12 protein-coding genes are annotated in these 12,690 nt (G+C 64.4%); 7 read left to right on the forward strand and 5 right to left on the reverse strand.

Annotation, left to right across the window (positions count from 1 at the left end):
* Positions 1 to 49 precede the first annotated feature (49 nt).
* Positions 50 to 1,018 (reverse strand): tripartite tricarboxylate transporter substrate binding protein, encoded by a 969-nt coding sequence (locus C8C93_RS14890; protein ID WP_055399149.1) that lies wholly within the window; start codon positions 1,016 to 1,018, stop codon positions 50 to 52.
* A gap of 176 nt (positions 1,019 to 1,194) precedes the next feature.
* Positions 1,195 to 1,473, reverse strand: coding sequence for a hypothetical protein (locus C8C93_RS14895; protein ID WP_121507420.1), 279 nt, complete (start codon positions 1,471 to 1,473; stop codon positions 1,195 to 1,197).
* Positions 1,474 to 1,545: 72 nt separating this feature from the next.
* Between C8C93_RS14895 and hemA the strand changes: the two genes are divergently transcribed.
* The 6 genes from hemA to C8C93_RS14925 all read left to right on the forward strand — a co-directional run bounded on the left by hemA (position 1,546) and on the right by C8C93_RS14925 (position 8,071).
* Complete coding sequence (gene hemA / locus C8C93_RS14900; protein ID WP_121507421.1) at positions 1,546 to 2,865, forward strand: glutamyl-tRNA reductase; 1,320 nt, start codon at positions 1,546 to 1,548, stop codon at positions 2,863 to 2,865.
* 114 nt (positions 2,866 to 2,979) lie between these two features.
* Positions 2,980 to 4,068, forward strand: coding sequence for a peptide chain release factor 1 (gene prfA, locus C8C93_RS14905; protein ID WP_121507422.1), 1,089 nt, complete (start codon positions 2,980 to 2,982; stop codon positions 4,066 to 4,068).
* Between the two features lie 73 nt (positions 4,069 to 4,141).
* Positions 4,142 to 4,993, forward strand: coding sequence for a peptide chain release factor N(5)-glutamine methyltransferase (gene prmC, locus C8C93_RS14910; RefSeq protein ID WP_121507423.1), 852 nt, complete (start codon positions 4,142 to 4,144; stop codon positions 4,991 to 4,993).
* A 61-nt stretch (positions 4,994 to 5,054) separates the two neighbouring features.
* A complete protein-coding gene (grxD, locus tag C8C93_RS14915; RefSeq protein WP_055399159.1) occupies positions 5,055 to 5,378 on the forward strand; it encodes a Grx4 family monothiol glutaredoxin in 324 nt (107 codons plus the stop codon).
* Between the two features lie 155 nt (positions 5,379 to 5,533).
* On the forward strand, positions 5,534 to 6,541 hold the full coding sequence (locus tag C8C93_RS14920) for an AAA family ATPase (RefSeq protein WP_055399161.1): 1,008 nt from the start codon (positions 5,534 to 5,536) through the stop codon (positions 6,539 to 6,541).
* A gap of 171 nt (positions 6,542 to 6,712) precedes the next feature.
* Positions 6,713 to 8,071 carry a hemolysin family protein gene (locus C8C93_RS14925; RefSeq protein WP_121507424.1) on the forward strand — a complete coding sequence of 453 codons (1,359 nt, stop codon included), beginning with the start codon at positions 6,713 to 6,715 and terminating at the stop codon, positions 8,069 to 8,071.
* Between the two features lie 135 nt (positions 8,072 to 8,206).
* Here the strand turns inward: C8C93_RS14925 and C8C93_RS14930 are convergent, their stop codons facing one another.
* Together C8C93_RS14930 and C8C93_RS14935 are read right to left on the reverse strand one after the other, a co-directional pair.
* Positions 8,207 to 8,908, reverse strand: a complete 702-nt coding sequence (locus C8C93_RS14930; protein ID WP_121507425.1) for a lytic transglycosylase domain-containing protein — start codon at positions 8,906 to 8,908, stop codon at positions 8,207 to 8,209.
* A complete protein-coding gene (locus C8C93_RS14935) occupies positions 8,905 to 10,647 on the reverse strand; it encodes a proline--tRNA ligase (RefSeq protein WP_121507426.1) in 1,743 nt (580 codons plus the stop codon). Before C8C93_RS14935 ends, C8C93_RS14930 begins: the two co-directional genes overlap by 4 nt.
* Positions 10,648 to 10,739: 92 nt before the next feature.
* Between C8C93_RS14935 and C8C93_RS14940 the strand changes: the two genes are divergently transcribed.
* Positions 10,740 to 11,408, forward strand: coding sequence for an RNA pyrophosphohydrolase (locus C8C93_RS14940; RefSeq protein WP_055399169.1), 669 nt, complete (start codon positions 10,740 to 10,742; stop codon positions 11,406 to 11,408).
* Positions 11,409 to 11,521: 113 nt separating this feature from the next.
* Here C8C93_RS14940 and proB read toward each other — a convergent pair whose 3' ends face one another.
* Entirely contained in the window at positions 11,522 to 12,661 is a 1,140-nt protein-coding gene (gene proB / locus C8C93_RS14945) for a glutamate 5-kinase (protein WP_121507427.1), read from the reverse strand.
* Between the last annotated feature and the right edge of the window lie 29 nt (positions 12,662 to 12,690).

The raw sequence follows: 12,690 nt of genomic DNA on the forward strand, positions 1-12,690 counted from the left end.
CAGGGGTGGCGTCCCCCTTCAGGGGGAAGGCGCGCAGCGCCTCAGGGGGTCAGTCCAGCTTCGCGCCCGACTTTTTCACCGCCTCGGCCCAGCGTGGCATCTCGGACGCCAGGAATTTCGCGAAGTCCTCCGAGCCCAGAAACGCCGGGTCGGCCCCCTGGCTCACCATGCGGTTGCGCACATCGGGCATCTGCAGCACTTGGCCGAAGGCCTCGCTGAGCTTGTTCACAGCCTCCTTGGGCGTGCCGGCCGGGGCCAGAAAGCCATAGAAACCCACCACCTCGAATCCCTTGATGCCGCTCTCGATCACCGTGGGCACATCGGGCAGTGCGGGGTTGCGCTCCTTGCTGGTCACCGCCAGGGCGCGCACCTTGCCCTGTTTGTGGTACGCGGCGGCCTGGGGAATGCTCTCGGCCATGAACTGCACCTGCCCGCCCATGAGGTCGGTGAACGCCGGGGCGCTGCCCCGGTAGGGGATGTGCACCATGAACAGACCCGTGGCGGTCTTGAACATCTCGGGCACCAGGTGGCTGATGCCACCATTGCCCGCCGAGCCAAAGTTGACCTGGCCCGGCTTGGCCCGGGCGTAGTCCATGAACTCCTTGAGGCTCTTGGCAGGCACGTTGGGGTTCACCAGCAGCGCCAGTGGCTGCATGGCGGTGCGCGCAATCGGCACAAAGTCCTTGAGGGTCGAATACGGCAACCGGCTGTAGAGCCCCGGGTTGATCACCATCACACCCGTGTTGGCCAGCATGATGGTGTGGCCGTCGGGCGGTGCTTTCATCACGTCCTGCGCGCCCACGGTGCCACCGGCACCGGCCTTGTAGTCCAGCACCACCGGCTGGCCGAGCACGGCCTGCAGCTTATCGGACAGCAGGCGTGCATGCTGGTCCAAAGGCCCGCCAGCAGGGAAGCCCACGACCACACGTATGGGTTTGGACGGAAAAGCCTGTGCGTGCACGGCAGCGGAAAGGGCCAAGCCCGCAGCCAGGGTGATCCAGGTACGCAGCAGCTTCATGGGGAATGTCTCCAGCAGTCGGTGTAGGGGGCTTCGTCAGCGGCGGGTCAAACCGCCAATACCCATGACATGGCACGCCATGGGGGCGGCACCAAGGCTATCAGACACAAGGGCGCCAGAGTCCCCAAAACCACCCCTCGCAAACCCTCAAAACACGTGACGGCTTGCTGAAAGCTTCAAGCCTTCCAGCCCTGCACCAGCACCCACTGGCAGGTAGCGCAGGCCACAACCAGGGCGGCATAGGTCAGCATCTTGCCGTCACGCCCCCACAGCACCAGCCCCGCTGCGAGCACCGCCACACCCACGGCAAACAGAATCACCCAGCGCAGCCACACCGACATCGCCGAGGCACTGCGGGAGCCCACCAGACGGCCCGAAAGCACCAGCACCAGCGCCATGGCGGCGGCGGGTGCAACAAAGTTGAGAAGGTGGTTGGCGATGTCCAGTGGACCCATGAAATTGACCCAAATCAAGGCTTGAACAAGCAAGGCCGCCTGTTCGGGCCAACAATTTTATAATCGCAGCTTATGGCAGTCTGGGCCCTCGGCATCAACCACACCACCGCGCCGCTCGATCTGCGTGGCCGGTTCGCGTTCGCGCTCGACCAGATTGCCCCCACATTACACGGTTTGCGCCAGTCGCTGGGCTCCACCAGCCGCCACCCCGGGGTGGAAACAGCCATCATCTCCACCTGCAACCGCACCGAAATTTACTGCGCGGGCGAGCAGGCAGCCATGGACCATACGCTGGGCTGGCTGGCCCAGAGCGGCGGCGTCAGCCCCGCGCTGCTGCGCTCGCACTCGTACACCTTGGAAGACAGCCTCGTCGCACGCCACGCCTTCCGCGTGGCCAGCGGGCTCGATTCGATGGTGCTGGGCGAGGCCCAGATCCTCGGCCAGATGAAAGACGCCGTGCGCGCTGCCGAAACCGCTGGCGCCCTGGGCACCACGCTCAACCAGCTGTTCCAGCGCAGCTTTGCCGTGGCCAAGGAAGTGCGCAGCAGCACCGAGATTGGTGCGCACAGCATCAGCATGGCCGCCGCCGCAGTGCGTCTGGCGGGCCAGCTATTTGAAGACATCTCCGAGACCAAGATTTTGTTCGTCGGCGCGGGCGAGATGATCGAGCTGTGTGCCACGCACTTCGCCGCCAAGAACCCCAAGGCCATCGCCATTGCCAACCGCACCCTGGAGCGCGGCGAAAAGCTCGCCACCCGCTTTGGCGGCGAGGTAATGCGCCTGGCCGACCTGCCCGAGCGCCTGCACGAGTTTGACGCCGTCATCAGCTGCACCGCGAGCAGCCTGCCCATCATCGGCCTGGGTGCCGTGGAGCGCGCCCTCAAGAAGCGCCGCCACCGCCCCATGTTCATGGTCGATCTGGCCGTGCCGCGCGACATCGAACCCGAAGTGAAAGCGCTAGGCGATGTGTACCTGTACACCGTGGACGACCTGGCCACCGTGGTGCAGACCGCACAGGCCAACCGCCAGGCCGCCGTGGCCCAGGCCGAGGCCATCATCGACGCGGGCGTGCAGAGCTTCATGCACTGGATGGAGCTGCGCAGCCCTGTCGGCCAAGCCGGTGGTGTGGTACCTCTGATTCAGCAGCTCAACGCCCAGACCGACGAGTGGCGTGCACTGGAAATCGCGCGCGCCAAGAAGCTGCTGGCCAAGGGCGAGGATGTGGACGCCGTGCTCGAAGCGCTCTCGCGTGGCCTCACGCAGAAGATGCTGCACGGCACACTGGCCGAGCTGCGCGCGGGCGACGCCGAGATGCGCGCCCAGACAGCCCAGACCGTCTCGCGTCTGTTCCTGCGCTCGCAAAGCAAGACGCCCAACAACAACGGCCTGTAGCGGCGCTCGCCCGCTCCGCAGCCGCCCCGGTTTTCATCAAAATCGGCCCCTAGCGCTTGATACACAAGCGCCACAAGCTACCAAATATGTAGCAAACCATTTTTCCAGAATTCCATGAAACCCTTTCTCCGAAGCCAGCTGGAGCGCTACGCACAGCGCCTGGGCGAACTCGACTTCCTGCTCTCGCGCGAAGACATCATGAGCGACATGGCGCAGTACCGGCGCATCTCCGTCGAGCATGCCGAAGTCACGCAGGTCGCCGGCCGCTACGCCCGCTACCAGCAGCGTGAGGCCGATCTGGCCGGCGCGCGCGAGATGCTGGCCGACCCCGACATGGCCGAGATGGCGCAGGAAGAAATCACCAGCGCCGAGGCCGAGCTGCTGCAGCTGGAAGACGAACTGCAGCGCCTGCTGCTGCCCAAGGACCCCGACGACGCCCGCAACGCGTTTGTGGAAATCCGCGCGGGCACGGGCGGCGACGAATCCGCCCTGTTTGCGGGCGACCTCACGCGCATGTACACCCGCTACGCGGCCAACGTAGGGTGGAAGGTGGAGGTGGTGAGCGAGAACGCGGCCGAGTTGGGTGGCTACAAGGAAATCGTCCTGCGCATAGAGGGTGACCATGTTTACGGGGCTCTCAAATTCGAATCCGGCGGCCACCGCGTGCAGCGCGTGCCCGCCACCGAAACCCAGGGCCGCATCCACACCAGCGCCTGCACCGTGGCCGTGATGCCCGAGCCCGACGAGCACGAGGCCATCAAGCTCAACCCGGCAGACCTGCGCATCGACACCTTCCGCGCCAGCGGCGCTGGCGGCCAGCACATCAACAAGACCGATTCGGCCGTGCGCGTGGTGCACTTGCCCACCGGCATCGTGGCCGAATGCCAAGACGGCCGCAGCCAGCACAGCAACAAGGCCAAGGCGCTGCAAGTGCTGCAGGCACGTATCCAGGAAAAGGAGCGCAGCGAGCGCGCCGCCAAGGAGGCCGCGCTGCGCAAGGGCCTGATCGGCAGCGGCGACCGCAGCGACCGCATCCGCACCTACAACTTCCCGCAAGGGCGCCTCACCGACCACCGCATCAACCTCACGCTGTACAAGCTGCTGCAGGTGATGGAAGGCGACCTGGGCGATGTGCTGCAGGCCCTGGCCCACGCCCGCGAGGCCGAACAGCTCGAAGAGCTGGAGATGGGTACCGCAAGCTGAACCATATTCAGAATTTGAACAATATTGGCCTCTAGCGCTTATCTGTCATGCGCTAGCCGCTATTAAATCAATAGTGACCAACACATCCCCCACCCTCGCCCAGGCACTGAACCAGGCCCACACCCTGGGACTGGCGCGCATCGACGCGCAACTGCTGCTGCTGCACACCCTGGCGCGCCACGACGCAGGCCGCGCCTGGCTGCTGGCGCACGACACGGATGCGATGGAAGAGGCAGCACATGCCCAATTCATCGCCCTGTGCCAGCGCCGCTTGGCGGGCGAGCCGGTGGCCTACCTCACCGGACGCAAGGAGTTCTACGGCCTACCGCTGCAGGTGGACGCCCGCGTGCTGGACCCACGCCCCGACACCGAAACCCTGGTGGACTGGGCACTGGAAGTGATCGCCCCGCTGACATCGCCGCGCGTGGTGGACCTGGGCACCGGCAGCGGCGCGATTGCACTGGCGCTGCAAAGCCAGCGCGCTGACGCCAGGGTACTGGGGGTGGACGCGAGTGCCGATGCATTGGCCGTGGCCCAGGCCAATGCACAGCGGCTGGGTTTGCCGGCGCGGTTTCAGCGTAGTGATTGGCTGCAAGGCGTGGATGGTTTTTTTGACGCGATCATCTCCAACCCCCCCTACATCGCCAGTACCGACCCCCACCTGGCCGCGCTGACGCACGAACCCCTGCAGGCCCTGGCCAGCGGCGCAGACGGCCTCGAAGACATCCGCACCATCGTCGCCCAGGCGCCCGCGCACCTGCAGCCGGGCGGCTGGCTGCTGCTGGAGCATGGCTACGACCAGGCCGAAGCCGTGCAGGCCCTGCTCGCCACCCAGGGTTTTGCCTTGGTACAAAGCCGCAATGACCTCGCGGGCATTGCGCGTTGCTCGGGCGGGCAGTGGCCGCTGGCGCAGACAGTGAAATAATCCACCCCATTGCGGGCTTTCAGAACCCCACGCCCGCCAGCCCCTTTCAAGGAGTATTCCCATGAGCGACACCCAACAACGCATCGACACCCTCGTCAAATCCAGCGACATCCTGCTGTTCATGAAGGGCAACGCCAGCTTCCCCATGTGTGGCTTCTCGGGCCGCGCAATCCAGATCCTCAAGGCCTGCGGCGTGGACCCCAAGAGCGTGGTGACCGTCAACGTGCTCGAAGACGACGAAATCCGCCAGGGCATCAAGGAATACAGTAACTGGCCCACGATCCCCCAGCTGTACGTGAAGGGCGAGTTCATCGGTGGCTCGGACATCATGATGGAGATGTACGAGTCGGGCGAACTCAAGCAGGTGCTGGGCACCGAAGGCTGATCGACGCGGCCACTACCCCGTGCAAACCAGGCCGCCTTCGGGCGGCCTTTTTGTTTGCCCGCAACAGTGGCACCAATCAGGGGCTTTTCCGGTGCTGAAGCGGGCATGTTGTGTGCTTGAATGGTTGCGTGACGTAACCATCACAGGAGCATGCAATGACCAGCCATAGCCTTGTTCCCCAGCCACCCGCCCTGCGCTTGCCTGTGGCCCAGATGCGCAATGTGTTCCACCCCGGTGACGTCGAGCGCAAGCTCGCACGGTTGCAGGAGTCGGGCAACCAGCGCGAATACGAAACCCTGCGCACCGTGTACGAACGCATGCTGGAACGTGGTCCGGAGCGCTTTCAGGTCAAGCCCTCGGGCATCCCCGACATGGCCAGCCTGTATGAGCAGTTGCCCAACTTCACCGAGGTGCTGGACGACGTCAAGCGCCACGTGGCGCTGGCGCAGGACAGCAGCGATGGCCTGGAGGTCACGCCCATGCTGCTGCTGGGCCCGCCCGGCATCGGCAAGACCCACTTTGCGCGCCACCTGGCCGAGCTGCTGGGCACGGGCATGAACCTCTTGCCCATGAGCTCCATGACCGCAGGCTGGCTGCTGTCGGGATCGTCCGCACAATGGAAAGGCGCGCGCCCGGGCAAGGTGTTCGAGGCTCTGGTGGAGGGCGAATACGCCAACCCCGTGATCGTGGTGGACGAGATCGACAAGGCCAGCAGCGATGCACAGTACGACCCGCTGGGCGCTCTGTACAGCTTGCTGGAGTACGACACGGCCCAGAGCTTTACCGACGAGTTTGCGGAGGTGGCCATCGACGCCAGCCAGGTGATCTGGATCACCACCGCCAACGACACGCGCGGCATCCCCGACCCCATCCTGAACCGCATGAACGTGTTCGAGGTGGAGGCGCCCACGCTGGAGCAGGCGCGTACCATTGCCCGCAACCTGTACCAGGGCATCCGCGCAGGGCACGACTGGGGCCGCCTGCTGGATCCGGAGCCGACGGACGACGTGCTGGACCACTTGGCACAGATGCCCCCCCGTGAGATGCGGCGTGCGCTGATGACGGGCTTTGGCAATGCGCGGCTGGACCGCCGGTCCACCGTGGAGATTGCTGATCTGCCCAAGGCGGCGTCAGGGCGCAGCCGCATCGGTTTCGTGCAATAACAAGGCCCCCGCCGCCAGTCCTGCGCTCGCCTGCAGGACTGGCCTTCGGGGCCCCACCCCCGAAGGCCCACCAGGCCCCCCGGTGTGTGCACACCTGGGGTAGGTGCCTGCGGAACGCCCAGATACACTCAGTCATCCGGTGTGCCGCAGCGCCACGCTCCGTCGCCATTCATGACCCTCTCCCAAAGCCTCTTTGTCATCGGGCTGCTGATTGCAGCCAGCGCCTTTTTCTCCATGGCCGAGATCTCGCTCGCCGCAGCGCGCCGCCTGCGCCTGCGGCAGATGGCCGACGAAGGGGATGCCAGGGCGGACCAGGTGCTGCGCATGCAGGAGCAGCCGGGCGACTACTTCACCGTGGTGCAGGTGGGGCAAAACGCCGTGGCCATCCTGGGCGGTATCGTGGGCGAAGGTGCGCTGAGCCCCCACTTCACCACGCTGTTCGGCCTGTGGCTGTCGGAATCAGCCGCGCAGAAGGCGGGCTTTCTCGCCTCGTTCCTGGTCATCACCTCCCTTTTCATCCTGTTTGCCGACCTGTTCCCCAAGCGCCTGGGCATGGCCGAGCCCGAGCGGCTGGTGGTGCGGCTGGCGCAGCCCATGGCCTGGTGCATGGCGCTGCTGCGCCCTGTGGTGTGGTTCTACAGCCGGGGGGCGGATGCGCTGTTCCGGGTGCTGGGCATGTCGTCGTTGCGGGACGACCGCATCACCTCGGATGACATCCTGGCGATGATGGAAGCGGGTGCGCGTGCCGGTGTGCTGGCCGCCCGCGAGCAGCAGGTCATCACGAATGTGTTCGAACTGGACACGCGCATGGTGTCCAGCGCCATGTCGCCGCGCGACCGTGTGGCCTTCTTCTTGCGCGACGAGCCGGACTCCGTGATCCGCCTGCGCATTGCGGCCGAGCCTTTCTCAACCTACCCCGTGTGCGAGGGGGACATCGACCATGTGGTGGGCTATGTGGATGCCAAGGACCTGTTCCAGCGCGTGCTGAACAACCAGCCCATTTCGCTGGCCGATGACAGTCTGGTGCGCAAGGTGCTGATTGTCCCAGACCGGCTCACGCTGTCGGAGGTGCTGGAACAGTTCCGCCAGGTGCACGAAGACTTTGCCGTCATCGTCAACGAATACAGCCTGGTGGTGGGCGTGGTCACCCTGAACGATGTGATGAGCACCGTGATGGGCGACCTGGTGGGCCCGGCGGATGAAGAGCAGATTGTGCGGCGCGATGAAAACTCGTGGCTCATCGACGGCGTCACACCGGTCGAGGACGTGCTGCGCGCACTGTCGCTGGACGAGCTGCCCCACGCGGGCGACTACGAAACCCTGGCCGGGTTCCTGATGGTGATGCTGCGGCGCGTTCCGCGCCGGACGGACAGCGTGAGCTGGGGTGGCTACAAGTTCGAGGTGCTGGACGTGGACAGCTACCGCATCGACCAGGTCATGGTGTCTCGCCTCGGTACCGCCCAGTCAGCAGGTTCCGGCCACACCATCCCGGCCTCCCCAGCAGACAGCGCTGCGCCGACTTCGACCTAGGCCTGTGGGCGAACGGGCTCCATCGGCTTTTCGGGAGCTGACTCCTGTTGCCGCTTGCAGAGTTTCAGACAATCAGCCAAATTGGGATTTAGCGCTTGATGGACAAGCGCAAGCAGCTATATAAACAATAGCAAATTAGGCAGCGGGCAGCTGTGAACCCTCGGCGAACAACCAGTTGCGCTGTGCGCGAAACACGGCGTCCGGGTACGGCGAACGCCCGCGGCTGCCGTTATAGCGCCCCAGCGCCATGAACAGGTCGCCCCGCTCCCGGTCGATGTAGTGCCGCAAGATCACACAACCAAAGCGCAGATTGGTCTGCATGTGAAACAGCTTGCCGGGGTCACCATCCCCAATCACCCGTGTCCAGAAGGGCATGACCTGCATGTAACCACGTGCGCCCACGCTGGACACCGCGTATTTGCGGAACGCACTCTCCACCTGGATCAGGCCCAGCACCAGGGACACATCCAGCCCGGCACGCTTGGATTCGTACCAGGCGGTCTGCAGGAAGTCGCGGCGGACCTCCCATTCGGGCTTGCGGCGGCGCAGGCGGTCGCTCATGGCGGCGAGCCAGCGCACGTAGTGAATGCGGGCTTCGGTGGTGAAAAAATGGGGCTCTGGCGGTGCCTGGTTGGCAATGGCCGAACTGAGGGCGGTGCGCACAGAGTCCATCAGGGGCTCTTCCAGCTGCCCGCCCGCATGGGCCAGCGAGGGCGCCGCCAGCCAAGCCGCAGGTGCAGACAGAGCCGACAGCGCCGTCAGGCACACGCGCCGGGATACACAGCCCCCATCATCGGGAGCCTTGCCCACTGCAGAAACCAGCCGCGCCGCGTTCATACAGCCATGCGGCCCTTCACGTGGGCCAGGATGTCTGCCACCGCCACCTTGGTGGCCGCAGGGTCGCGGCGGTGCTGGTACTCGACCACGCCGTCTTTGAGGCTCTTGTCGCCAATGGTCACGCGGTGGGGCACACCGATCAGTTCCCAGTCGGCAAACATGGCACCGGGGCGCTCACCCCGGTCGTCCAGGATCACGTCGACGCCCGCAGCCAGCAGGTCGGCATAGAGCTGCTCGGCCGTGGCCTTGACGGCTTCGCTGCGGTCCATGCCCACGGGGCAGACCACCACGGTGAAGGGGGCAATCGCGTCGGGCCAGATGATGCCGCGCTCGTCGTGGTTTTGCTCGATGGCCGCAGCGGGCAAGCGCGTGACGCCAATGCCGTAGCAGCCCATTTCAAAAAATGCGGGCCTGCCGTCGTCACCAAGGAAGGTGGCGTTCATGTCCTTGCTGTATTTGGTGCCCAGGTAGAACACATGACCCACTTCAATACCGCGCTCAATCGCCAGCTCGCCCTTGCCGTCGGGCGAACGGTCGCCCGCCACCACATTGCGCAGGTCGGCCACGGCATCGGGCTCGGGCAGGTCGCGGCCCCAGTTGACGCCGGTGATGTGGAAATCCACCTCATTGGCGCCGCAGATCCAGTCAGCCATCAGGGCGACTTCGCGGTCGGCCACGATCTTCAAAGGCTTCTTCAGGCCGATGGGGCCCAGGTAACCGGGCTTGCAGCCGAAATGGTCTTCGATTTCGCCCACCGTGGCAAAACGGAAACCCGCCAGCCCCGGCACCTTGCCCACCTTGATCTCGTTCATGTCGTGGTCGCCGCGCAGCAGCAGCAGCCAGACCTGGGTCTTGACAATTTCGCCGGCTTCGTTGGTTTCGTCTGTAGCCAGCACGAGCGACTTGACCGTAGTGTTCAGAGGCACGCCGAGCAGTTCTGCCACATCGGCGCAAGTGCTCTTGCCAGGCGTGGCCGTTTTGGTCAACTCCTGAGTGGCTGCGCCGCGTGGGCCGGCAGGGGCCAGCGCTTCGGCTTTTTCCATGTTGGCGGCGTAGTCGCTCTGTGGGCAGTAGACGATGGCGTCTTCGCCCGTGGCAGCGATCACCTGGAACTCTTCGGAGAGGTCGCCACCGATGGCACCACTGTCGGCCGCCACGGCGCGGTAGGTCAGGCCAAAGCGGTCAAAAATGCGGCGGTAAGCCTGCGCCATGACCTGGTAGCTGGCCTTGGCCGAGGCTTGGTCGCGGTCGAAGCTATAAGCATCCTTCATGATGAACTCGCGTCCGCGCATCAGGCCGAAGCGCGGACGGCGCTCGTCGCGGAACTTGGTCTGGATCTGATAGAAGTTCTTCGGCAGCTGCTTGTAGCTCTTGAGCTCTTGGCGCGCGATGTCAGTGATCACTTCTTCGCTGGTGGGCTGCACCACGAAGTCGCGCCCGTGGCGGTCCTGGATGCGAAGCAACTCGGGGCCCATCTTTTCAAAGCGACCCGTTTCCTGCCAGAGCTCAGCGGGCTGCACCACAGGCATGGTCAGTTCCACGGCGCCTGCACGGTTCATTTCCTCGCGCACGATGGCCTCTACCTTGCGGATCACCCGCAGCCCCATGGGCATGTAGTTATAGATGCCAGCGCCCAGCTTCTTGATCAGCCCCGCCCGCGTCATGAGTTTGTGGCTGACCACTTCGGCATCCGCCGGAGCTTCCTTGAGGGTGGAAATAAAGAATTGGGAGGCTTTCATCGGAATCGATTGCAGGCAGAACGGGGCCGTCCACTTGCTGCGCGCTAGGCGCCGTGCATAATGGACACAGTTTAAAAATTTGGGGTTTGATTATGCTTGACCGGGACGGCTTTCGGCCGAACGTCGGCATCATCCTGCTCAACCAGAAAAACCAGGTGTTCTGGGGCAAGCGTATACGCACCCACAGCTGGCAGTTTCCGCAGGGTGGCATTGACCGGGGAGAAACCCCCGAGCAAGCCATGTTCCGTGAGCTGCATGAAGAAGTGGGCTTATTGCCCAACCACGTACGCGTGGTGGCCCGCACCCGGGACTGGTTGCGCTATGAGGTGCCTGACCGGTACATCCGCCGCGATGCACGCGGACACTACAAGGGCCAGAAACAAATCTGGTATCTGCTTCAACTGGTAGGACACGACTGGGACCTGAACCTGCGTGCCACCAACCATCCGGAATTCGACGCCTGGCGCTGGAATGACTACTGGGTTCCGCTGGATGTCGTGGTCGAATTCAAGCGTGGCGTCTATGAAATGGCGCTGACGGAACTGGCCCGCTTTCTGCCTCGCCACGAGCAGCGCAACCGCTACCTGCGCAGTGGCATGCGCACGCGCGAGGGCGAACACGCGGGCACCATGTTTCGGACGGGGTCCATGCTGATCAATCCGGGCATGGAGCTTCCACCGGGGGCCAGTTTCGATCCAGATCCGCAGAACAGTGTGCCCGGAGAGCTAGACGGACTGCCTGCGGTCACCACGCCGCGTTAATTCAATGGCGAGGTGATCGCCAGTCCCATGAAAAACGCCTGCGATTTGCAGGCGTTTTTGTTGGTGGACTGATGGTGTCTTTGAGAAGCTACGTTGGCTGCTGGCTTTCGCCGTCAGCTGGCGGCCAGCACCATGTTGTCTCGATGCACCATCTCTGGCTCGGCAACGTAACCCAGAAGCTTTTCGAATTCGGTCGAAGGCTTGCGGCACAACATTCTGGCTTCGGCCGCAGCATAGTTGGCCAGGCCACGGGCAATTTCGGTGCCGGATGCGTCGCGCACGGCAATCACGTCGCCGCGCGAAAAGTCACCCTCCACAGCCGTCATACCGATAGGCAGCAGACTCTTGCCTTCATCACGCACCTTGGCCGCAGCCCCCGCGTCCACCACCACCGAGCCGCGCAATTGAAGGTGGTCGGCCATCCACTGTTTGCGGGCTTGCTTTTTTTGCGTCTGGGCCACAAGGAGCGTACCCAGCGCCTCCCCTTGAACGAGGCGAACCAGCACATCGGATTCGCGCCCCCAGGCAATGACCGTGGAGGCGCCAGAACCAGCAGCACGCTTGGCCGCGAGGATCTTGGTGATCATGCCGCCCTTGCCAATGCTGGAACCCGCACCACCGGCCATGGCCTCCAGCGCTGGGTCGCCGGCCTTGGCTTCGTGCACAAACTGCGCGGACGCATCGCGGCGCGGGTCGGCCGTGTACAGGCCCTTCTGGTCGGTGAGGATGATCAGCGCGTCGGCCTCGACCAGGTTCGCCACCAGTGCGCCCAGGGTGTCGTTGTCGCCGAACTTGATTTCGTCGTTGACGACGGTGTCGTTCTCATTGATCACCGGCACCACACCCAGGCGCAAGAGCGTCAGCAGGGTCGAGCGCGCATTCAGGTAGCGCTCGCGGTCGGCAAGGTCAGCATGGGTGAGCAACACCTGTGCGCTGCCCATGCCTTGCTCGCGCAGCTTGGTTTCGTACATCTGCGCCAGCCCCATCTGCCCAACGGCAGCGGCGGCCTGCAGCTCGTGAACTTCATTCGGCCGCGTGGTCCAGCCCAGGCGCTTCATGCCTTCGGCAATGGCGCCACTGGACACCATCACAACCTCGCGCGGCAGCCCGCCATCGCCACGCACCAGAGCCGCCAGCTGACGACTCCACTCGCCAATGGCGGTTTCGTCGAGGCCACGGCCCTCGTTGGTCACAAGACTGGAGCCCACCTTGACCACGATGCGGCGGGCGTCACGCAATACGCTGGAAACCATTTTTTAAGTTTTTTTGGCCGCTAGCGCTT

Source organism: Acidovorax sp. 93 (genome assembly GCF_003633835.1).
GTDB classification, from domain to species: Bacteria; Pseudomonadota; Gammaproteobacteria; order Burkholderiales; family Burkholderiaceae_C; genus Acidovorax; species Acidovorax facilis.